The sequence below is a fragment of the Pseudideonella sakaiensis genome, assembly GCF_048320135.1.
Lineage (GTDB): Bacteria > Pseudomonadota > Gammaproteobacteria > Burkholderiales > Burkholderiaceae_C > Ideonella_A > Ideonella_A sakaiensis_A.
Map to the genome: position 1 here is coordinate 1,089,214 of NZ_CP182947.1, position 21,911 is coordinate 1,111,124.

At 65.3% G+C, this 21,911-nt stretch carries 19 protein-coding genes, 1 tRNA gene and 1 pseudogene; 4 read left to right on the forward strand and 17 right to left on the reverse strand.

Annotated features, from left to right (window positions below; genetic code table 11):
* Nucleotides 1-82: 82 nt before the first annotated feature.
* From ACNH6H_RS04790 to ACNH6H_RS04805, 4 genes are all read right to left on the reverse strand, one after another.
* Nucleotides 83-667: a DUF3501 family protein gene (locus ACNH6H_RS04790; RefSeq protein WP_418316084.1), complete on the reverse strand. Its 585-nt coding sequence runs from the start codon at nucleotides 665-667 to the stop codon at nucleotides 83-85.
* Between the two features lie 4 nt (nucleotides 668-671).
* On the reverse strand, nucleotides 672-2,021 hold the full coding sequence (locus tag ACNH6H_RS04795; RefSeq protein WP_418316086.1) for a (Fe-S)-binding protein: 1,350 nt from the start codon (nucleotides 2,019-2,021) through the stop codon (nucleotides 672-674).
* 143 nt (nucleotides 2,022-2,164) lie between these two features.
* Complete coding sequence (locus ACNH6H_RS04800) at nucleotides 2,165-2,584, reverse strand: rubrerythrin family protein (RefSeq protein ID WP_418316088.1); 420 nt, start codon at nucleotides 2,582-2,584, stop codon at nucleotides 2,165-2,167.
* A gap of 157 nt (nucleotides 2,585-2,741) precedes the next feature.
* Nucleotides 2,742-3,596 carry an alpha/beta hydrolase gene (locus tag ACNH6H_RS04805; RefSeq protein WP_418316090.1) on the reverse strand — a complete coding sequence of 285 codons (855 nt, stop codon included), beginning with the start codon at nucleotides 3,594-3,596 and terminating at the stop codon, nucleotides 2,742-2,744.
* Between the two features lie 118 nt (nucleotides 3,597-3,714).
* Between ACNH6H_RS04805 and ACNH6H_RS04810 the strand changes: the two genes are divergently transcribed.
* A tRNA-Ala gene (locus ACNH6H_RS04810) sits at nucleotides 3,715-3,790 on the forward strand.
* Nucleotides 3,791-3,976: 186 nt separating this feature from the next.
* Here ACNH6H_RS04810 and ACNH6H_RS04815 read toward each other — a convergent pair.
* A complete protein-coding gene (locus ACNH6H_RS04815; protein ID WP_418316092.1) occupies nucleotides 3,977-6,874 on the reverse strand; it encodes a toll/interleukin-1 receptor domain-containing protein in 2,898 nt (965 codons plus the stop codon).
* 249 nt (nucleotides 6,875-7,123) lie between these two features.
* Between ACNH6H_RS04815 and ACNH6H_RS04820 the strand changes: the two are divergent.
* Nucleotides 7,124-7,372 (forward strand): annotated as a pseudogene (locus tag ACNH6H_RS04820) (cytochrome ubiquinol oxidase subunit I); the annotation flags it as partial.
* 11 nt (nucleotides 7,373-7,383) lie between these two features.
* A complete protein-coding gene (locus ACNH6H_RS04825; RefSeq protein ID WP_418316094.1) occupies nucleotides 7,384-7,740 on the forward strand; it encodes a tripartite tricarboxylate transporter substrate-binding protein in 357 nt (118 codons plus the stop codon).
* Nucleotides 7,741-8,030: 290 nt separating this feature from the next.
* On the opposite strand, the gene ACNH6H_RS04830 is transcribed toward ACNH6H_RS04825, so the two are convergent.
* Nucleotides 8,031-8,513 (reverse strand): MarR family winged helix-turn-helix transcriptional regulator, encoded by a 483-nt coding sequence (locus tag ACNH6H_RS04830; protein WP_418316096.1) that lies wholly within the window; start codon nucleotides 8,511-8,513, stop codon nucleotides 8,031-8,033.
* Nucleotides 8,514-8,540: 27 nt separating this feature from the next.
* Between ACNH6H_RS04830 and ACNH6H_RS04835 the strand changes: the two genes are divergently transcribed.
* Nucleotides 8,541-9,281 carry a siderophore-interacting protein gene (locus tag ACNH6H_RS04835; protein WP_418316098.1) on the forward strand — a complete coding sequence of 247 codons (741 nt, stop codon included), beginning with the start codon at nucleotides 8,541-8,543 and terminating at the stop codon, nucleotides 9,279-9,281.
* Between the two features lie 136 nt (nucleotides 9,282-9,417).
* Here the strand turns inward: ACNH6H_RS04835 and ACNH6H_RS04840 are convergent, their stop codons facing one another.
* The 11 genes from ACNH6H_RS04840 to ACNH6H_RS04890 form a co-directional block, all read right to left on the reverse strand.
* Nucleotides 9,418-10,401, reverse strand: a complete 984-nt coding sequence (locus ACNH6H_RS04840) for a fumarylacetoacetate hydrolase family protein (RefSeq protein WP_418316100.1) — start codon at nucleotides 10,399-10,401, stop codon at nucleotides 9,418-9,420.
* A 65-nt stretch (nucleotides 10,402-10,466) separates the two neighbouring features.
* On the reverse strand, nucleotides 10,467-11,405 hold the full coding sequence (locus ACNH6H_RS04845; protein ID WP_418316102.1) for an MBL fold metallo-hydrolase: 939 nt from the start codon (nucleotides 11,403-11,405) through the stop codon (nucleotides 10,467-10,469).
* A gap of 2 nt (nucleotides 11,406-11,407) precedes the next feature.
* Nucleotides 11,408-12,220 carry a cyclase family protein gene (locus tag ACNH6H_RS04850; RefSeq protein WP_418316104.1) on the reverse strand — a complete coding sequence of 271 codons (813 nt, stop codon included), beginning with the start codon at nucleotides 12,218-12,220 and terminating at the stop codon, nucleotides 11,408-11,410.
* Nucleotides 12,217-13,374 carry an MFS transporter gene (locus ACNH6H_RS04855; protein WP_418316105.1) on the reverse strand — a complete coding sequence of 386 codons (1,158 nt, stop codon included), beginning with the start codon at nucleotides 13,372-13,374 and terminating at the stop codon, nucleotides 12,217-12,219. Before ACNH6H_RS04855 ends, ACNH6H_RS04850 begins: the two co-directional genes overlap by 4 nt.
* 9 nt (nucleotides 13,375-13,383) lie before the next feature.
* A complete protein-coding gene (locus tag ACNH6H_RS04860) occupies nucleotides 13,384-14,514 on the reverse strand; it encodes an FAD-dependent oxidoreductase (RefSeq protein WP_418316106.1) in 1,131 nt (376 codons plus the stop codon).
* Entirely contained in the window at nucleotides 14,511-14,861 is a 351-nt protein-coding gene (locus tag ACNH6H_RS04865; RefSeq protein ID WP_418321228.1) for a Rieske (2Fe-2S) protein, read from the reverse strand. The genes ACNH6H_RS04860 and ACNH6H_RS04865 overlap by 4 nt, the downstream gene beginning before the upstream one ends.
* Before the next feature lie 11 nt (nucleotides 14,862-14,872).
* Nucleotides 14,873-15,838 (reverse strand): VOC family protein, encoded by a 966-nt coding sequence (locus ACNH6H_RS04870; RefSeq protein ID WP_418316108.1) that lies wholly within the window; start codon nucleotides 15,836-15,838, stop codon nucleotides 14,873-14,875.
* A 27-nt stretch (nucleotides 15,839-15,865) separates the two neighbouring features.
* Nucleotides 15,866-17,026: an alpha/beta hydrolase family protein gene (locus ACNH6H_RS04875; protein ID WP_418316110.1), complete on the reverse strand. Its 1,161-nt coding sequence runs from the start codon at nucleotides 17,024-17,026 to the stop codon at nucleotides 15,866-15,868.
* A 37-nt stretch (nucleotides 17,027-17,063) separates the two neighbouring features.
* Nucleotides 17,064-19,505 (reverse strand): efflux RND transporter permease subunit, encoded by a 2,442-nt coding sequence (locus ACNH6H_RS04880; RefSeq protein WP_418316112.1) that lies wholly within the window; start codon nucleotides 19,503-19,505, stop codon nucleotides 17,064-17,066.
* Nucleotides 19,502-20,551: a WD40/YVTN/BNR-like repeat-containing protein gene (locus tag ACNH6H_RS04885; protein ID WP_418316113.1), complete on the reverse strand. Its 1,050-nt coding sequence runs from the start codon at nucleotides 20,549-20,551 to the stop codon at nucleotides 19,502-19,504. The genes ACNH6H_RS04880 and ACNH6H_RS04885 overlap by 4 nt, the downstream gene beginning before the upstream one ends.
* 4 nt (nucleotides 20,552-20,555) lie before the next feature.
* Entirely contained in the window at nucleotides 20,556-21,908 is a 1,353-nt protein-coding gene (locus ACNH6H_RS04890) for a DUF1329 domain-containing protein (protein WP_418316115.1), read from the reverse strand.
* Nucleotides 21,909-21,911 lie beyond the last annotated feature (3 nt).

The window sequence follows — 21,911 nt, forward strand, 5'->3', positions numbered from 1 at the left end:
TTGCAGAAGGGGTTCCAGCTCCGATTCCGGCATGCGACCAGCACGAATCGCGGCTGAAGCCGGTCCTACGAAAAAAAGATCCTCACGCCAGATCGCCCGCCAAGCTCGCCAAGGTCTCCGGCGCAATCGCGACATGCGCCGGATAGTTGCGGTGGTCGCAGCCGAGCTTGACCGCGGCGCCGGCGCGCACCGCCTGGCGGGCCGCCGGCGGAAATTCGAAGCGCAGGAAATGCACCGCCGAAGTCTTTTCCGCCGTTTCGCGGTCGAGGTCCTCGTCGGCGATCGCATAGATGCGCGGGTGGCCCTCGACCTCGACGAACATCCGGTCCTCGACGCCGATCAACCGCGCCAGTTCCCGTTTGCGTTCGTGCACATCGGGGTATTCGATCAGCAGCGTCGCCTTCCAGTTGCTGCCGTCGGGCACCAGCGCCTGGTAGGCGTCGATCTCGCCCTGGATGCCTTCTTCGTCGAATATCTTCTCGATGTAGAGCATCTCCTGGATCTGCCGGCGGATGCTGCGCTCGTCCTCGAACAACACGCTCATGTGGTCACCGAGGTGCACGGTGCGCAGCTTGCGGTGGGCAATCGCCTCCGGCTTGCTGCTCTTGCGGATCTTCGAATAGGCCTCCAGCGTCAGCAGGCTGTCGCGGGTGATCGGTTTGCTCATCGTGTCATTCCAGTCCGTAAGCGATGCGCACCAGGCTCAGCGGATGAGCCAGCCGCGCCTTCGGCAGGTCATTGACCGCCATGCCCTGCGCAATGTGGTGGCCGGCAAGCTGGCAGTCGGAGCTGATGAAATCGGGCGGCTCCTTCGCCATCGCCTTGAACACCGGCCGGCCGATCTTCATCGCGATCGGATGGGTCTGCGTCTTCACGCCATAGGTGCCGGCATGGCCCGAGCAGCGCTCGACGGTGGCGAGCCGCACGTCGACCTGCTTGCCGATCAGCTTGAACATCTCTTCGGTCTTCCTGCCGATATTCTGCACCCGGCCATGGCAGGGGATGTGGTAGCTGACCTTGCCGAGCGCGGTCTTGAAATCGGTCTTCAGCAGGCCGTCGCGGTTGCGCGCGATGAAATATTCGAACGGGTCGAACATCGCCTTCTTGACCGCCTGCGTCTCGGCGCAGTCGGGGAACATCAGCGGCAGTTCCTGTTTGTACATCAGCGTGCAGCTCGGGATCGCGGTGACGATTGCATAACCGTCGCGCGCATATTTCGCGAGCACTGGAATGTTCGCGGCCTTGTGTTCGGCCACCGAATCGAGGTCGCCGAGTTCGAGCTTGGGCATGCCGCAGCATTTTTCCTTGTCGACCAGCACATACGGGATCTCGTTGTGCTCGAGCAGCTTGATCAGATCAAAGCCGATGCCGGGCTCGTTGTAGTTGACGAAGCAGGTCGAGAAGATCGCCACCTTGCCCGGCGTTCGTTCGCCGTTGGTGACGACGGTCGCGCGGCCCTGCTTGTCGGCGCTCCAGCGGAAGCGCTTCGTCGCCAGTTCCGGCAGCCAGGCGTCAGGATGCACGTGCAGCGTGCTGTCGAGCAGCTTGCGCACCGGCTTCGTCTTGTTCAGCGCATTCGCCACCTGGACGACAACCGGAATGCCGGCAAACTGGCCATGCACATCGGTCGACGCCAGCAGCTTCTCGCCGCCGCTGACGCCGCCCTGCTTGAACTTGATCGCCTTCGCCCGCAGCATCGTGTGCGGGAAGTCGACATTCCATGGGTGCGGCGGCGTATACGGGCACTTCGTCATGTAGCAGAGGTCGCACAGATAACACTGGTCGACGACCTTGGCATAGTCGGACTTGGCAACGCCGTGCACCTCGCCGTCTTCGGTTGCATCGACGAGGTCGAACAGGTTCGGGAAGGCCTGGCACAGGCTGACGCAGCGCCGGCAGCCATGGCAGATGTCGAAGATCCGTTCGAGCTCCGCATTGCACGCCGCCTCGTCGTAGAAGACAGGGTTCTTCCAGTCGATCGGGTGCCGGGTCGGTGCCTGCAGGTTGCCTTCGGTGGCCATCGCGGCTTCTCCTCGAGGTTGCGAGCGGGCATGCCGAGCGTGAGCCCGCGGGTTCGCGGCCGGCTCGGCAGCGCTTCAACCTGCGGCCGGCCCATCAATAAACAAGGGGCAAGATGCCCCTTGTTGATCAACGTCAGCCCAGGTCAGTCGACCAATGCGTCGAGCGCCTTCTGATAGCGGTTTGCGTGCGAGCGCTCGGCCTTGGCCAGCGTCTCGAACCAGTCGGCGATTTCGTCGTGGCCTTCTTCGCGCGCAGTCTTGGCCATGCCCGGGTACATGTCGGTGTACTCATGGGTTTCGCCGGCCACTGCGGCCTTCAGGTTGTCGCGGCTGGAGCCGATCGGCAGCCCGGTCGCCGGATCGCCGGTTTCCTCGAGAAATTCGAGGTGGCCGTGGGCATGGCCGGTTTCACCTTCGGCGGTCGAGCGGAACAGTGCCGCGACGTCGTTCTGGCCTTCGATGTCGGCCTTGTTCGCGAAATAGAGATAACGCCGATTGGCCTGCGATTCACCGGCAAAGGCGTCCTTCAGGTTCTGCTCGGTCTTTGATCCTTTCAGTCCCATGTGTGTCTCCAGCGTTGATGAACAGATGTGACGCGGCCCACCGCGATCCGGCGGACTCTGCCCTACCCTAGCGCAAGCCTAGCCAGTGATGCCAATTCAATGCTTCTATACCTTACATAGTTGCACGCTATTCGGCACGGTAGGCAAATAGCAGTCCTCAGACCGGCAAGCCGAGCATTTCCAGCGCGATCTGGTGCAGGCGCTGCTCGCGATCGACCAGCGCGTGCAGCACGGTGAAATGGTTGGCACCGGCCACATGCTCGACATTCGGCACCGCCGTTGGTCCCCAGGCGGCGCGCATCATCAGGTTGTGGCGCAGGAATTCATCGCTTTCGTCGGCGCCTGCAGCGCAGACCAGCGGCCGCTGCGGCGGCGGAAAGCGCACCGGGCTCAGCAGGTCGATCAGCGCTGGCGTCAGCCGCAGGTCGTCCTTCAGGAAGCCGACCTGCGAGACAGGTTCGAGGTCGTACAGGCCGGAGATCGACAGCGCCGAATCGACCAGCGTCGCCGGCAGATCGCTGCCCTGGCTGCGCCAGTCACAGCACAGCAGCATCGTCGCGAGGTGGCCACCGGCCGAATGGCCGGCAACAACAATGCGCCGCGGGTCGCCGCCGAAGCTGCGTGCATTGCGCCAGGTCCAGACCAGTGCACGCACCATCTGCAGCGCGATCGTCGGCATGTCGACGCTCGGGCACAGCCCGTAGTTCGGAACCACCACTGCGGCGCCGGCGTCGACGAAGGCCGGGGCGATGAACGAGTGGTCGCGCTTGTCGAGCGCGCGCCAGTAGCCGCCATGGATGAAGACCAGCACCGGCGAACCCTCGTCCGCGGCCGGAAAGATGTCGAGCGTCTCGGCCGGGCTGGTGCCGTATGCAACGTCGAGCTCGCACCGCAGCTGGCTGCGCGCCAGCTCCGAACTTTTTGCCCAGCGCTCGAAGATCGCCGGATGCTCGGGCACCATGGCGCGGTTGTTGTACTGGCGGTCGAGCCAGTCGGAATCCCAATCGGTCATTCAGGCTCCGGAAACGTTGGTCGGACAGTGGGGCAAATTGCGCAGCCCCGGTTCTACCCCGAGTCGCACCCGTTTCGCCAGAGGGCGTCCCGCAATTTGCTAAACTCGCCTCCGCAGTGGGGGGGTAGCTCAGCTGGGAGAGCGTCGCGTTCGCAATGCGAAGGTCGGGAGTTCGATCCTCCTCCTCTCCACCACTCATCTCCAAGCCCTTGATCCACAAGGTCTTTGCCCGAACTTGGATCTTTCGTCCAGGTTCATGCCTCAAGACACTACGCACACGACCGGACATCGGCGACAGGCCTGGTGCCGGGGCGCACACCGCTGCGCGCGGAGTCGACGGCGGGTGCTGCAAGCCGCGGGGACGGCGGGGCGGCTGAACCCTATCGGATCGGTCGCTGCGGCTGCTGCGCGCCTGGGCAGGTGGTGTTGGCGGGTTCGTCCGGCAGAAAACGTTGCCGCTCTTCCACCGTCAGCTCGCGGGTCAGACGGGCGCAAACCATCTGAATCAGCGCCTCGGCGTGCAGCGGATGGTGGTGGACGAAGGGTCCTGCGATCACGAGCAGGCTCTGGTCATCGTCGGCAAAACGCACCTTGGCCACGGAGTCGTCGTGGTGGATGCGCGCCAGTTCGTCACCGGTGCGCGCGCTCCACACGCGAACCCAGTGATCGGTTGCACCGGTCGCCACCAGCCGGCCGTCACTGCTGAAGGCCACGGACTCGACTGGAAACTGGTGGGCGAGTTCGCGCTCGACTCGAGACTCTGCGATCCGCCACACGCGTGCGATTCGATCGGAGCCAGCCGTCACGAGGTGGGTTCCGTCCGGACTGAAGGCAATCGCCTTGGTGTCGTGATCGTGCGCGAGCCTCGCTACAGGCTTCCCCTCGAGCGAGGTCCACAGGGCCACTCCCGCCGTGCCTTTCGGCGCTGACCGGTCGAACGCTTGTTTGTCGAAAAGTGCCGCCGCCACTCGGCTGCCGTCTGGGCTGAAGGCGACGGCGCTCACCATCGTCCCCTGTTCGCGCTGCCAGCGCAAAGAGCCGCTCTCGATGCTCCACAGCCGAAGCATCTCCTCCTGGCGGGTGCCGGTCGCGAACTGCCTCCCGTCCTGACTGAATGCCATCGCGTCGACCGTGCCCCGATGCGCCAGCGAATGCAGACGTTCGCCCGAGCCCACGCGATGGATCTGAACGGTGTTGTCTACGAGCGCCAGCGCGACAAGCCGCTCGTCCGCGCTCACCGCCACGCCGTGCACGGCACGCGGCGGAGACACGCGAAGCAACTCGCGTCCATCCAATGATCCCACTGACCAGTGATCCCGATCGACGCGCACGAGCACGTGCCCGCCGTCAACCGTGTACCGCATCGCGTGCCTCGGCATCGACGGTGGAAGCCGCCGCAGCCGCTCGCCGGGCCAGGGAGACCAGACTCGCAAACCTCCGTCGGCGCCGACCGATACCACGCGCTCGCCGTCATCGCTGTGGGCCGCATCAGCAATGAACACCCCGTGCACCGCGCGTGTGATCTCGTTGCCGCTCGCGCGGTCCCAGGCGCGCACGGTGCCGTCGTTGCTCGCCGTCAGCACGAGCGATTCGTCGTTGATGAAGCGTGCGAGCGTGACCGGGCCCTGGTGCTGGAACTGCCGGATTCGGCCGTACCCCTCGGCGTCCCACAACGTCGCAACGCCGTTGATACCCGCGGTCAGCAACTCGGCACGGCGTGTGGAGAAGACAACGGAATCCACATTGACGCCGTTTGCCACGCGCCGCTCGAGTTTGCCGCCCGCGATCTGCCAAAGGTATACCGCCGAGTCGCTCGCAGCAGCGAAGCGGGCTCCGTCCGGGCTGAAATCCATGTCTGTGACCGGATGCCTGTGGGTCAACCGCGCTTCGTGTCGGCGCTGCACACTGTCGATGATTTCGACGGAATTGCCGGCGCGCAGCGCCAGGCGAACACCGTCATGACTCACGCGCAGGGCGTCGATCCGAGTATCCAGCCGACTGACATACGGATTCGGGATCGACGTGGCATCGCGGGCATCAAGCCAGATCACGACATTGCCAACAGGCTGTAACGCCGCTCCGACAACAACCACGCTTCCACTCGGGTAGGCAGCGATTGCGTTGCCCCTGACCGCTGGCGGAAGGCGTCCGACGACACGGCCTTCGGGAAACGACCATACCCGCACGGCGCCATCGACGTCGATGCTGACCAGGCGCGACCCGTCGGCGGTGAGCACCATGTCCCGCACCGCTGTCTCATGCGCGAGGCGACCCAGTATCCGGTTGCTGCCCAGGTTGCGGATCAAGATATCGTTCTCGTCGCTGTGGACGAGCAGCGGTTCATCGCCCGCGAGCAGCGCCGGCCGGGGCCGCTGCGGGCCGAACGCAAGTTCCCCGGAACCCGCAATCAGGAAGTGAGTCTGCGGAAGCACCGCCAGTGCCCGACGAAGCGACGCGTCATGCTCGATGCTCGGCAAGCGGCGCATCGCCTCGACGGCCAGAAGCCCCGCGCGCTCGATCAGTGCGCCGCGCTCGAGTCGCGACAGCTCCGCCTGTGCGCCGAGCGACCGAGCTTTCGAGATTGCCTCGTTTCGCTCGGCTCGTGAGCGCTCGATATTGGCCCACGTTGCAAGCACCGCGAGCAGGACAAGCGTCACTGACGAAACAGCGAGCAATCGCCGCAGCCTCGCGCCCTCGTGGCGCCGACTGGCCTGGACAAAGCGATGGTGCAAGCCACTCGGCGATGGCTCGCGCCCGCTTGCGTCGGCAAGCCAGGTTTCCGCCTCCTGCAATGCTGCGCCGCGCAGCAGCTTGCTGAGGTCGCGGCCGGATTCGTCCCAGGTCCGCGCGCGGCCGAGCAGTTCGGTGTGCGTACGCAGCCAGCTCAAGTCGACATCGAGCGCACGAACGATGTGATCGACTGCGCCGTCCAGTTCGGCGCTGCTGCGCAAGAAGATCCACTGCAGGCGCGCGAGGGTTTCAGGCACGGTGGACGGATCGACGTCGCGGCAAACGACCGGTACAAGGCGCTTGCCGTATCGGACAGCGCATGCCAGCTCCTTGCCGCAGATGTCGGAAGCAAGCGCATCCGGACTCAGGACGAAAACAAACGCGTCGGCATTGCCGATCGCGATCTCGATTTCGCGGAGCCACTGCGCGCTCGGATGGATATCGTTCCAGTCGACCCAGGTGTCGCGGCCCCGGGCCGCGAGGGCCTGGTGCAGGTCGCGCACGATGGCGGCATCGCGACGCGAGTACGAGATGAATACGTCGTGCATGGTCCTGTCTCGCCGCGACCAATGTACACCCTGGTAAACCCGAGCGCCGCTGAATGCGAACAAGCGAGCAGCAATCCATTCGCCGCTCGACGGCGCCTCAGAGAACTGCGCCTTCACCGCTGCCGTCCAGCACGACATCGCGGACCAGCACGTTCGCGTCGATCGCGGGTATGCAGCCCTCGGCGCGCCAGGGATTCATCTCTTCGACACTCACCGCCCGCCCTACGGGGCCTGGAGCATGTTCGCCGGATGAAAGACATTCTTCGGAACAACCAGCAGCACCTCGCGATGGCCCCATTCCTGCCTGCCCGCATTCAGTTCGCGGCCAACATCACTTTCCACATTCTGTTCCCGACGATCTCGATCGCACTCGGCTGGGCCCTGCTTTACTTCAAGCTTCGTGACAACCGCACGGTCAAGGCACGAGGGCTGCAATTCACCGACAGCACGCCCTGGATGCTGGCCTATCGCTTCTGGGTCAAGATCTTCGCGCTGACCCTCCACAGGCGGTGAAGGCGGCGGTCAGCGGCGAGGTGCCGCTGACCTGGGCGGGCATACCGTCGTCCAGGCAGCACATCCAGTCCGGCCGGATCAAGGCGCTGGCCTATGGCGGCAAGAAGCGCACCCCGGTCTTTCCGGATGTGCCCACCGTCGGCGAACTGGGTTATCCCGAAATCGATGCCAATGTCTGGGTCGGCCTGTTCGCACCGGCCGGCATGAACCCGGAGGCAGCGGTGATTGCCCGTCCCTCGATGCTGGTCGGAAACCGCGGGGCTCTCCGACAACCGACGCGCCGCGGCGAGATGCTGGCCGCCGCACTCGGCCAGGCCGCAGGCTTTCTGATTCCGGCGAATTACAGCCCATAGAGGCGTCTGCGGTCGCACAGGCGCTGCTCCACCGCTCCGTCTGCCAACGGCAGAACGGTCTTGCTGTCCGGCTCCATGAGAGGCGCAGGACACGCTCCACCCTGAGTGGTCTGCGGCCAAATGTTGCTCGCCTTCGCGATCGGTCTCGGAGCCGACCACGGTCGAGTCACCGTTGACGTCGTTGGAGCGGTCAATCGAGGACCATCCACGAATGATCGGTAGTCGCCACTGCCGATGCCGCGCCAATGGATCGAACGTCCGAGCTGCCAAGTTGAAAGATCCGTCGGCGCCTATTCCTGGGTGTCGAGATTGCCCTTCACACGCTCCAGGTACACCAGCAGCGCCTGGATCTCCTGCGCGCTGAATCCGGCTACCGCGGCCGCGCCCAGTCGCTTGGCCTGCATTTGCAACGCGCGCCGGACCGATCTGCCGTCGGCGGTGAGCGTCAGGCGCAGGTTTCGGCGGTCGTTTTCGTCAGCCTCAGCGGCCAGCAGACCGCGATCGCGCAGGGTCTTGATCAGTCTTGCGAGCTGGGCCTTGTCGCGCCCGCTGTGCTGCGCCAGATCGCTCTGCGTTGCGCCCGGTCGGCGGCCGAAGAAGTCGAGCACCTTGCTCTCCATGTGCGTGATGTCGTGCGGGCCATCGCGCAATGACCGGTATTGCTGCGAGCGGTAAAGATGCATCACCGCGTGAATCGACTCCAGCACGTCGTTTTCCGCCGACTTCGGCTTATGGTTGACACTGTCAATTGATTCAGGCATGATGGAGGACATTATCAACGATCTTATTCATTCAAGCCAATGAGCAGTGATACCCCTGTCAGCCGCGTACAACGCGTGCGTCATGAACTCAAACGCCGCAGCGTCGAAGTCGTTCGTGTCGAGACCCTCAGCCCGCACTTCAGGAGCATCACCTTCACCGGTGAAGCGCTGGGCGATTTCGTCAGTTCGTCGTTCGACGACCACGTCAAGTTCATGTTCGACGAAGACACCGCCGAGCCGGTGCGGCGCGACTACACGCCGCGCAGATACGACACGGCCGCGCGCGAACTGACGATCGAATTCGCTGTGCACAGCGAAGGCCGCGCAGCGCAGTGGGCGGCGCAGGCCAGACCCGGCCAGCAGGTGACGATCGGCGGGCCGCGCGGCTCGTTCATCATCCCGACCGACTTCGACTGGCATCTGCTGGTCGGCGATGAAACCGCCTTGCCGGCCATCAACCGGCGCCTGGAAGAATTGCCCGCGGGAAGTCGCGCGATCGTGGTGCTCCAGGTCGCCGATGTCGCCGACCGCCGCGATCTGGCCAGCGCTGCCGACATCGACATGCAATGGGTGGAAACCGCCGACGCAATGCTCGACGCGGTGCGCGCGCTCGACCTGCCGGGCGGCGATGGTTATGCCTGGTGCGCCGGAGAGGCCAATTCAATGGCCAGCCTGCGTCGCCTGCTGGTCGAAGAAAAAGGCATGGACCGCCACGCGATGCGGGTTGCCGCCTACTGGAAGCGCAACGCCAGCGCGCACCACGAGAATCTGGCTGACTGACCGGCACTGCGCGATCGCACATCGGCCACAACGATGCACGGCGGGCGTCAGCTGATCAGGATTCGAACGCCCTTTTCAGCAAGCTCTCGGAACCTCGCAACCGGCCGCACCGCTAACGACGACGTGCATGCTTGCGTCAGGCCGCGCTGACGACTCGCTGCTCGACGACGCCGAACGGGCCGTCGCGCCCGTCGTCGTACCTGGCCTGCATGCGGACCCGGTCGCCGAACTTCATGAACCCGGTCTTGATCTCGCCGAGGTCGATCTTCTCGATCACGCGCCGCTCGGCGATACAGGCCGAGCCCGCGGCGCGCGACTTGTTGGACACCGTTCCCGAGCCGACGATGCTGCCCGCCGTCAGGCGCCGCGAGCGTGCCGCGTGGGCGATCAGCTGCCCGAAGTGGAAATTCATCTCGCCACCGTGCGGTTCGCCGAATCGCTGCCCGTTCCATTCGACATGCAGATGCATCTGCACCCGGCCGTCGCGCCAGCCGTCGCCGAGTTCGTCGGGTGTGACCGCCACTGCAGCAAAGGCAGTCGACGGCTTGGCCTGCAGGAAGCCGAAACCGGTCTTCATCTCGTGCGGCCCAAGCGCGCGCAGGCTCCAGTCGTTGATCTGAACGACCAGACGAACGCACCCCAATGCCGCCTCGGGCGTCGCACCCATCGCCACCGGACCGCAGACCACGCCGAACTCGCCTTCGAAGTCGATGCCGTCGGCCTCGCTCGGCAGCGGCACCTCATCAAACGGGCCGAGGAAGTCGTCACTCGCACCCTGGTACATCACCGGGATGGTGTCGAAGTGCGGAATTGGCGGTGTGTTGAAGGCCTCCTCCATCAGGTGGCCGTGGTTCAGAAAGGCCGAGGCATCGAGCCACTGCGGGCTGCGCGGGAGCGGCGCCATGCAGCGCTTCGGATCGAACGCAAAGGCGTCCGTCACCCTTCCGGCATCGAGCGCGTCATTGAGTTCGGCGAGGGGCCGCCTGACGTCGTCCCAGCGCGCCATCGCGTCGATCAGGGTCGGTGCGATTGAGCTTGCCGCGACGGCGCAGCCCAGGTCGCGCGAGACGACGATCAGCTGTCCGTCGGCGGAACCGTTGTTCAGGGTGGCAAGGCGCATCGGCTTGTTCCTTTGATTTCAGTTGGCTGGAGCGGCGCGGCCAGCCGCCGCGGCGCTTGCGCGGCTCAGAAGGACTGCAGGTCGCGGGCCACGGTGGCCGGTCCCTTGAAGTGCTTCTTCAGCGGCTCGAGATATACGCTGTCGGGCTCGTCCCTGCCGGGGATGATGTGGTTGAGCACGACCTGTTTCACTCCGGCAGCCTGCGCGATGCGGCCCACGTCCTCCGCCGTGGTGTGTTCATCTCGCATGTGGCGCATGAATGCCTTCGCAAGGTCGGGAGGCAAGGCAGTGGACATGGCCTTTTCAATCAGGTCCAGGTCGATCACTTCATGGATCAGCAGATCCGCCCCTTTGGCCAGCGCGGCAACGGCCGGGCAGTTGCCGGTATCGCCGCTGAACACGATCACCCTGTCTGGCGTCTGGAAACGCAGCGAATAGGAGTGATCCAGGCCGCTCGCCCCAGCGCCGTCGTGCCCGAAATGGCAGTTCTCTGCAGCAGTGACGGTGATCAGGTCATCCCGGAAGACCTCGCCATCGCCCTTGTAGTCATGGGCCTTGAACATCTTCTCGGGCGGCACCATGCCTTTGGAGTCGGCCATCCGGATACGTGCATTGGGTTTGAAATATTCCAGGAATCCCTTGAGCATCGCTTCGGTTCCTGCAGGCCCGTAAACATGGGTGGGCTGGCGGCGGCCGGTGGCCCATTGCAGCCCCATCAGCGTGCCCCAATCAGCGTTGTGATCGTCGTGGTTATGGGTGATGAAGATGTGGCCGACCTTGCGGTGGTCCAGTCCCGCTTTCACCAGTTGCTGGGCCACTCCGTTGCCTGCGTCGACCAGATATACGCGATCATTCACCACCACTGCATTGGCGGGTTGAGCGCGTGAGGCAAACGGCATCGGGCCACCTTGCGTTCCCAGTGTGATCACGCGTGTCTGCGCATGCACGCTGCCCAGCGTCAACAGACCCAGTGCCGCTGCGGCAAGAATTTTCGGAAGTTTCACGGTCAGTCTCCTTGTGCTTGAGGTTCATCAAAAATGGCCACGGCGCGCGTCCAGCCGGCTGACGCGCCGCGAATCTTGTGCGGGAAGCAGCTGATCGTGAAGCCGTTGGCGGGCAGCGCTTCCAGGTTGTGCAGCTTTTCCAGGTGGCAGTAGCCGATGTCGCGCCCGGCCTTGTGGCCTTCCCAGATCAGGCTCTTGTCGCCGGTTTCGGCGATCTTCTTTGCGGTGTAGGAAAACGGCGCGTCCCAGCTCCAGGCGTCGGTGCCGGTCAGCCGCACGCCGCGCTCGAGCAGGTACATCGTCGCCTCGTAGCCCATGCCGCAGCCGGCGCCGAGGTAGTCCTTGTGGCCATAGCGACTGCCGGCCCGGGTGTTGACGACGACGATGTCGAGCGGCTGCAGGTCGTGGCCGACGCGCTTCAGTTCGGCCTCGACATCGGCCGCGGTGGCGACATAGCCATCCGGGAAGTGCCGGAAGTCGAGTTTCACGCCGGCCTGGAAACACCATTCCAGCGGCACCTGGTCGATCGTGATCGACGGCCGCGAGCCGCCGTTCTTCGCGTCTTGCGTCGAATGGAAATGCCAGGGTGCGTCGAGGTGGGTGCCGTTGTGCGTCGTCAGCGTCACCCATTCGGCAGCGGCGGCCTCGCCGTCGGGATAGTCCTCGGGCGTCGTGCCCGGGATCATCGCCATGAACTCGGACAGCGTGTCCGCATGTTTCTGGTAGGTGATCTTCGGCGCCAGCGGCGGCGGGTCGGAGAGAACGTCGTTCTCGAGGTAGATCGAGAGGTCGACGAAGGTGCGATTGGGTTTCATGCGAGAGCCCCCTGCCGCGAAGCGGAGGTATTTGATGGAATGCGCGAGAAGCAGAACACCGCTATGGCGGCGATCACCAGCGCAGCGATGCCGATGCTGCCGTAGCCGGTCATCTTGACCAGCGTGCCACCGAGGATCGGCCCGATCGCCGCGCCGATCATCAGCATCGCCGGTGTGGCGGCCAGCGCGCGTCCGCTGAGGTCCAGCCTGGCGAGCAGGCCAAAGGCGAAGGTATGGGTGAAGATCATCACCGCGGCGAAGAACGAGGCCGCTGCTGCATACGGTGCGAAGGCAGGTGAGTTCATGATCACGACGACGAGAAGCGCCTGCAGCACCGGCCCGACCAGCATCACCGTTCGTGCCGCCAGGCGCTTCTCCAGCAGCGCTGCGAGCCCTGCAGGAAACAGATTGACCACGCCCAGCGCGACCAGCACACCGGTGATCGCGGCAAGTCCGAAGCCGCGGTCGCTGCCAACGCGTTCGAGAAAGCTGAAGGTCATCGCCTGAACCAGGCCCATGCAGCCGATGCCGACGATGCCGAACCACACGGCAGCCGGCAGGCGGCTTGCCAACGAGGCGGCGGTCTGCCCTGTAGATGCCGCGTCCGCGACCGGAAACGCGGCCAGTGACACCAGCGCGGCCACCAGCATCACGCCGGCGAATACGATGAACAGCACCGGCCCGCTGGTCGCTGCGATCAGCGGCGGTGTGGCGCCGAGGAAGACGATCGCGAAGACACCGAGCGCCATGCCGACAATCGCGAACATCCTGTGCGGCCGCTCGCTGCGCGCGATCGTGCCGTGCGTGACACTGAGCGCGGAGCCGGCTGCGAGTCCGGCAACCGCATGCAGCGCCGCCATGCTGGCGAAGTCGCTGACCATCGACACGCTGAAGAACGCGAGCGCCGACGCGGCGAACCCCATCGACGCCACCGTTCGACCGTGCAGCTTGTGAAACCTCGGCGCCAGAATCAGGCTGGCGACCACGGCGCCGGCCAGGAACAGCGTCGCCAGCAATCCGGCCTGTTGCGGATCGAGGCCGTAACGCGAGATCAGCGTGCCGACCCAGACCGGCAACGCCACCAGGTCGACCATGCCCGCACAGTGACCCACCATCAGCGCGACATGGCCGCGCACAGAATTCGTCTTGATCATTGCTTGGCCTCAGATTGGTTGGGCAAGCGCCATCAGCGACTCGCGCATGATGCGGCCGTGTTCTTCCTTGTCGCCGCCGGCGATCTCGATCTCGCCCAGACGGGTCGAGTTCTCGACGACCATGCGGCAGCGCTCCCAGCGCCTTTGCTCGAAGGCAGCGCAGGCGGCGCCAACATCCGTCGAACGGCCGATCTCGTCGGCCAGCACGATCGCGTCTTCGATGCCGATGCAGGCCCCCGATGCGAGGTGCGGCGTCGTCGCGTGGACAGCGTCGCCGATCAGCACGACGCGGTCCTTGAACCACGGCCGCGCCGTCAGCAGGCCCTCGAGCGGGCGGAAGATGATCTGCGAGTTCTCGTCGATCTGCGAGCGGATCGACTGCAGCACCGGAGCCGGAAAGTCGGCGAGCAGCTTGCGCAGCAGCTCGGGGAACTCTTCCGGGTCGACACGTTCGTTGACCGGACGCGGCTCGGTGACGAACAAATACATCTCGGTCTTCGATACCGGATTGACGCCGGGCTTGATCTTCGGGCCCATCCACATCGTCGCGGTCTTGATTTCCGGCGGCGTCGGCAGGACAGCCCGCCAGACCGCCTGGCCGCTGTAGCGCGGCTTCGGTGCGTCAGGGAACACCGTCTCGCGGACCTTCGAATAAAGACCATCGGCGCCGATCACGAGGTCGTAGCGCTCGCGCCGGCCATCGCTGAAGCCGACGTCGACGCCTTCGGCGTCGGATTGGATGTCGGTGAACGTGCAGCCCAGGTGCACCGTCGCGCCGGATGCGCGCGTCGCGTCGGCGAGTATGCGTGCCAGCACCGGCCGCATGATTGCGCCGCCGCCGGGAACATCGGGCCCCGCGATGCGTGGCGTCGGCAACTCGGCGATCTGCGGCCCGTGCGGCAGGCACAGCACGACGCCGTCGGCGGCACTGCCCTGCTCGAGAAACTCGTCGAGGATGCCGATCGTGCGGAACGCGCGCAGGGTTGCGCCGCCCAGGCTGATGCCGGCGCCGTAGCTGCGCCAGCCGGGATCGATCTCGACCAGATCGATCTCTACCCCCTGCTTGCGCAACTGGATGGCAGCGGACATGCCGGAGAAACCGCCGCCGATGATCAGGATGCGTCGCACTGCTTGGCTCATTTGTCTCTATCCTCGAAATTTCGGTTGGCGAGGTGAACCTCGCCGTTGTCTTGAAGTGCCACAGGCATGCGGGTCAGCGACTCGCCCAGGCAGGGCCCGAGCGTGCACAGGCCGGTTTCGACTTCGAATTGCGCGCCGTGCGCGGCGCAGACGATGCGGTCGGCGGCGGCATTCAGGTAGGCGTCCTTGCGCCAGGCCATCGGCGTGCCGTGGTGCGGGCAAGCGTCGGCATAGGCGAACAACTTCGTACCGCGGCGCACCACCAGCACGCTGTCCTGCCCGGTGCGTTGCGGATCGAATCCGCGCGAGCCGTTGTCGGGCAGGTCATCGAGATGGCACAGGCGCATCGTCGTCATGCTCAGTGTTTGACCGCTGCCGCCGCCGCACCTTCCGGCGTGCCGGGTTTGCCGCCGGGCGGCGGGCCACCCGGGGCCCACTTCTCGCGATGCTGGAACAGGAACAGCTGCGAGGCATCGGCGCTCATCGGCACCTCGCGTGCGGTCCAGCTGTCGTCGTGCAGGTCCATGTCGGCGTCGTATTCGACATGGCAGCCGAGCGGCGAATTGAAATACCAGAACCAGTTGCTGCCGAACCTGTGCCGCCCCGGCCCCCAGAAGCTCTGGTAACCCTTCTCGACAAAACGCGTGCCGGCCAGCATCACCTCGGTCGGACCGCCCATGTGGAAGGTGAAATGCTCACAGCCCTTCATGAACGGCGGGGTCTGGATCATGAACAGCGTGTGGTGGTCGGGCGTTCCGGCCGGGCGCAAAAACGGGCCGGCGCCGAGAAAGCGGTCGGTGCAGACGAAGCCGAGCCGCGTGTAGAAAGCCTCGGCCTTGGCGGCATCCGGAACGAAATACACGACGTGCGACAAGGTGCGCGGCAGCGCCGGCATGTCGGGCGTGAATGCAAGCTTGTTCGGCCCGCGCTGCGGCGCGGCGCCCGGCGCGTTGACGGTCTCCGCTTCCATCGTGATCGGCCTCCGCACGGTGACCTGGAAGGCGAGCGCAAAACCCATGTCGTCGACACAGCGCAACACGCCGTCGTTGCGCGAGACCTCGCGGTCCTTCTTCAGTTCGGATTCGATCGCATCGAGCGTGGCCGTGTCGGCAACGCCGTAGACGGTTTCGCGCAACATGCTGGCGGTCGGCATTGCCGGCGGCAGCGACGGATCGTCCTTGGCGCGGATGGTCACTCCGGTGCCGTCGAGCGCCTCGAAATAGCCGTCGCCGATTTCCTTCAGGCCGTAGTCGATCAGGTATTGGCGGCAGGCTGCGACGTCGTCGACGCCAAAAACAAGTGCGTCGGGTCCGATGATGTTCATGGTTTGGGTTCCTGGTGAGTTCTGTTGTCAGATCGACGTGCGGCCGCCGAGCGTTTCGGCGACCCAGTCGGCGATGTACTGGCCGGCGTTGATCGAGTTGTCGAAGCTGCTGTGCTGCACGCCGCCTTCGCGGTCGGTGAAGATCTTCAGTTCGCGTTTCGGGCTGTTGGTCAGCTGCTCGTAGGTGCGGTGCGCCCACTTCAGCGGGATCTGCGAGTCCTTCTCGCCGTGGGTGACCAGGAACGGCACCTTGATCTTCTCGACCACGCCGTCCAGGTGCACGTTCTCGGCGATCTTCATGAAGTCGTCGATGTCCTTGGCGCCCCAGACCCAGCACACATGCGACCAGTAATGCGGCACCGGGAAGCTGCCTTCCTTCTCGAGCCGGCGCTTCTGCACATCGCGCCAGTCGTGGTTGGCACCCCAGACCACACCGGCGGCAAAACGCGGCTCGAAGGCCACGGCGCGCGGGCAGTAGTAGCCGCCAAGCGACACACCTTCCATGCCGATGCGCCTGGCGTCGACATCCTCGCGCGTCTCCAGCCAGTCGACAACCCGGCTGGCCCAGTGCTCGCTGTCGAAGCGGGCAGTGAAGCCCTGCAGCCGCAGCGCCTCGCCGGTGCCCGGCTGGTCGACGACCAGCGAGGCCACGCCGCGCCTGGCCAGCCAGGCCGGCAGGCCGACGCGGTATTTCATCTCCTTGGTCGAGTCCAGGCCGTTGACCTGCACCAGCAGCGGCGCGCGGCCGCTGACACCCTGGGCCGGCACATACAGCGCCGACAGGTGTTTGCCTTCATAGGGGATCTCGACGCGTTCGCAAGCTTCTCCGCTGAGGCGAACACCTTCGGCAAACAGGTCAAGGTGGCGGCGATACAGCGCAACGCGGCCTTCCGAGCCATGCGCCTGCAGCCGCTCGGCGGTGATCAGGTAGCTGGCGGCGCGGTTGATCTTCTCGCCGGCCGACAACAAACGGCCATGGGCCTTGTCCTCGTCGGCCAGTTCGCACAGCTGGTCGGCCATCTTGACCCAGGTTTCACGAAAGGCCTGGGTGCCGGCCTTGTCGGGCGCCTTTGCGGCGTCCTGCAACGGGGCGCACATCGCTTCGATCTCGCCGATGCGCGCGCCCATCTCGATCGCCAGATCGACCGACAGGTTCCAGACGTAGTTGGTGGGGAAATACTTGAACATGACTTGTTTTGCTCGGTTGAATGGAGTGGATTGCGGCTCAGGCAGAAGCCGACGCCGCAGTCGGCGCCGGACGCAGCGGCAGATCGGCCGGGGCCGTGGATTCGCTTTCGCGCGCTGCGGGCTTCAACAGGAAGTGCGCCAACGCCGGGATCAGCACCAGCGCGCCGAGCATGTTCCACAGGAACATGAAGGCCAGCAGCAAGCCCATGTCGGCCTGGAACTTGATCGGGCTGGCGACCCAGGTGATGACGCCTGCGGCCAGCGTGATGCCGGTCAGCAGAACCACCTTGCCGGTGAACAGCAGCGCCTTGTAGTAGGCGTCGGACAGGTTGTCACCGGCACGCAGACGGGCCAGCGTCACGCTGAGGATGTAGAGCGCATAGTCGACGCCGATGCCCACGCCGAGTGCGATCACCGGCAAGGTCGCCACCTTGACGCCCAGGCCCAGCGCCACCATCAGCGCCTCGGCCAGCAGCGAAGTCAGCATCAGCGGCAGCACCGCGACGACAACCGCCCGCCAGCTGCGGAAGGTGATCAGGCACAGCAGCGAGACCGCCGAATAGACCAGGATCAGCATCTGGCGCCAGGCATCCCGGACGACGCTGTTGGTCGCCGCCTCGATGCCGGCCGAACCGGCCGCGAGCAGGAACTTGACCTCGTCGGTATTGTTCTCGGCGGCAAAGGCCTCGACGGTGTCGGTGACACGGGTCAACGTGTCGGCCTTGTGGTCCTGCAGGTAGATGTACAGCGTCAGCAGGCTGCAGCTGTCGTCGTAGAAACCGAGCCGCGGTGCGCCGGCGGTGACGGTGTTGAGCATGTCCTGGTTCGGCAGGAAGGCGTACCACTTCGGGCTGCCCTCGTTCAGTCCGGACAGCACGCGCCGGTTCAGCAGCGACAGCGATTGCGTGCTCTCGACGCCTTGCAGCTGGCGGACCCGCCACTCCAGCGCGTCGAGCTTGTTCAGCGTGTCGTAGGCCGAGCAGGCGCCATCGGGCGTCTTCACCATCACCGCGAGCACGTCGCTGCTTGCGCCGTAGGCCCCGTTGACGAAGGCGACATCGCGGTTGTAGCGGCTGTCGGCACGCAATTCGGGCGCACCCGGATCGAGGTCTCCGATCTTCAGCTGCTGGCTCGCCATGAAACCGAGCACCGCCAGCACTGCCGCCCCGGCCAGTGCCCCGGCGGCCCAGCGACGCTGGGTGAACAGGTCGAGGAAGCGCCACATCGGATGGCGCGCGGCGCCGGCCAGATCGGCCGCTTCGGCACGCAGGCTGCGCTCGGCAGCGGTCTTGCTGACGCCGGTATAGCTGAGCAGGATCGGCAGCAGGATCAGGTTGGTGAAGATCAAGACCGCCACCCCGATGCTGGCCGCCAGCGCCAGGTCGCGGATCGCCTGGATGTCGATCGTCAGCAGCACCGCAAAGCCCACCGCGTCGGCGAGCAGCGCAGTCAGGCCGGCAAGAAACAGGCGGCGGAAGGTGAAGCGGGCTGCCAGCAGCTTGTCGACGCCGCGACCGATGTCCTGCATGATGCCGTTCATCTTCTGTGCGCCGTGGCTCATGCCGATCGCGAAGACCAGGAAGGGCACCAGGATCGAATACGGGTCGAGCGACTGGCCGATCAACGGCAGCAGGCCGAGCTGCCAAACAACCGCGATCAGCGATGCGCTGACCACCAGCGCGGTCGAGCGCAGGCAACGCGTGTAGCCGAACACCATGAGCGCCGCGATCAGCACCGCGGCGCCGAAGAACAGCAGCACCGCGCGCACGCCGTCGATCAGGTCGCCGACGATCTTCGCGAAGCCGGTGATGTGGATGTCGACACCGCTGCCTGCATATTTGCTGCGCAATTCCTCGAGCCGGCCCGACAGCACGCCGTAGTCCAGCGGCTCGCCGTCGGCATTGGTGGCCAGCAGCGGGACGTAGATCATGCTCGATCGCATGTCCAGACCGACCAGCTGGCCGATCTGCCCGGAGCGCAGGATATTCGTCTGCAGGCGCTGCAGGCTTTCTGCATTGCCGTCGTATTTGTTCGGTATGACCGGCCCGCCTTCCAGGCCTTCTTCGGTGACGCCGACCCAGCGCGTGCTCGGCGTCCACAGCGATTTCATGCGCGTGCGATCGACGCCGGGCAGCAGGAAGACCTCGTCGTTGATCTGCTGCAGCGTCTCCATGTAGTCCTTGTCGAGGATGCTGCCCTTCGGATTGGCGACGACGACGCGAACCGCATTGCCAAGACCGCTCAGCTGCGATTCGTGTTCACGGTAGTTCTGGATGTAGGGGTGGGCGGCCGGAATCATCTTCTCGAAGCTGGCATTGAGCTGCAGCTTCGAGGCCTGCCAGCCGAGCACCGCGGTGATCAGCAGGCACAGCGCGATGACGAGGCGCCGGTTGTTGAACAGCAGCCGCTCGACGAACGAACCCGACTGGTGGTCGAAATCAGCCAGCGACGGGGTCGCCGGGGACGAGGTGGTGATCACTTCGGGGCTCCATTCAGGGGGACGACGACTGCGCCACGCAGCGTCAGCGCCAGCAGGCGTTTGTCCGGCAGCGGCAGCATGCCGCCGATGGGCGGCAGCGGCTCGCCTGGCAGCGCTTGCAGGCTGCCGTCACGCCAGGCAAAGATCCGGCCGGCCTGATTCGACAGCCACAGCGACTGGTCAGGGCCGCGTGCGCTCGCCGTGAACGACGCCGGTGCGGGCGACGGCACCTGGGTCCAGCTCGCGCCCAGGTCGTTGCTGCGCCACAGCTGGCCACGCAGGCCGGCCAGCAGCATGCCTTTGTCGTCCAGCCATTCGGCACTGAAGAAACTGCCTGGATAACCGGTGTCGAGCTTCTGGAAGGTCTGACCGCCGTCGGTCGACAGCCGCACCACGCCTTGCTCGCCGACGATCAGCACCTTGTCGCCGCGGGTGCGCACCGCGTACAGGTGCAGGCCGCGCGGGTTGTCGAGCCGCTGTGCGATCGCGTTCCAGGTCTGGCCGCCGTCCCTGGTTTCGAACGCCAGGTTGTAGGCGCCGACGACGATGCCGTGTCTGGCATCGAAGAAGTGCAGATCGAGGAAGGGCTTGTCGGCCCCGGCGGACACCAGCCATTCGGCCTCCTTGACGGCTGCCGGGTCGCCGCTGGCCTGCGCGGCCTTCAGCATCAGGTCGGCAGCGGTCTTGCCGTCGAGTTGCCGAGTCCAGCTCGCGCCGCCATCGGTGCTGGCGAGGATCACGCCGCCGTGGCCGACGGCCCAGCCGTGCTTGTCATCGACGAAGCGGACGGCGGTCAGCGTGACGCTGGTCGGCACCGGAACCTGGCGCCATTTCGCCGCGCCGTCGTCGGAGAGCAGCACGATGCCACGCTCGCCGACCGCGACGATGCGCTGGCCCGCCTGCGCCGCCGCCTGAAGGACAGCGCGCTCGGGATGGGCGGCCTGCACCGCCGGGCGATCCAGCGCATCGCCCACCGGTGCCGCGGTCGCCGCCGTCGGGGCAGCAAGCGCTGCCACCGCGACGGCCAGGGCTACAAGGTGTTCCATGATCTCAACGCACGCCCTGGCTTGCGAGGCCCTGGCCGGTGAACAGGTTGGTCGGCCAGCGCTTCGTGAAACGATGGTGGAAATCCTTGTCGTTCAGCACGTTGGCGACATAGCCGTTGCCCGAGATCAGGTCGTAGAAGCCGAAGGTCTGCTGGACGGTGCCGGGCGCATCGGGCATCACGTAGTTGAGCAGCCACATCGACTTCCACAGTTGGCCGTTGGCGTCCCAGCGGTCGCCCAGCGTGGCGACCCAGGTGTCCTCGTCGAGGTAGTAGACGCTTCTTGGTGCCTGGTGGCGCTCGCCATCCTTCAACGTCGCCTCGACGACCCAGACGCGGTGCAGTTCCCAGCGCAGATGGTCGGGGTTGAGGTGGCGCGGCTGCACCAGCTCGCTGTCCTTGACCTGCAGGATGCGGTTGTTGTTGTAGGGGATCAGCATCTCCTTCTTGCCGACCAGCTTCCAATTGAAGCGCGAGGTGGTGCCCGAGAAGACGCTCAGTTCGTCGAACGACATCACACCAGCGGTGGCCGGTGTCGGCGTGTCACAGCAGGCATTGGGCAGCTTGCGCACCCGGCGCTGGCCGGTCAGGTAGACGTAGGACTGCGACTTGTTCTCGTCGAGGTTCTGCCGCCCGACGATCATCTCGCCGGCACGGATCGGCGGGCCGGAATTGGTCAGGTTGACTTCCCAGAAATAGCCCTCGAAGTTCTCGAGCGAGCCATCCTTGAAGTAGTACGGCATGCGCTGGCGGATCAGGCCGTCGGTGGTCAGCACAACCTTGCCGTCGGACGTCAGCTGGTACTGGTTCAGGTCGGCTTCCCACGCCTCGCCGCGCCACGCCAGCTTGTGGTTCCAGATCGCTTCCAGCCCGTTTTTCGGGATCGGGAACGGGATGGCGCCATAGCCGCCCTCGAGGATGTCGCCATTCATCTTGGCGCGCGTCGCATTCTTCTTGATGTTGTCGTAGACCCATTGCGGCGCCATCGCGGTGCGGTGGGTCGGGTAGACGTCGATGCGGTAGCTGTCGGGATATTTCTTGAACAGCGCCTTGACGCCGTCGGTGAGCTTGTCGGCGTGCTGCGCCATGTTCTTGGCGGTCACCGAGTACAGCGGCTTCTCGCCCTTGAAGGGGTCACCGCGGCGGCCACCTTCCTTCTCGCCGGCGATCTTGCCGCTGAAGCCGCCGGTCCAGGCCGGGATCGTTCCTTCCTTGTTGCCGGCTTTTTCGGCGCCCAGCGGGGTCAGCTCGTTGCCGAGCCTGGCCGCCTCTTCGGCGCTTACCGCAGCCATTGCGGACCATGAGCAGGCGAGCGATGCCGCAAAGGCGATGATTTGATATCGGGTTCTGGATTGCATGTC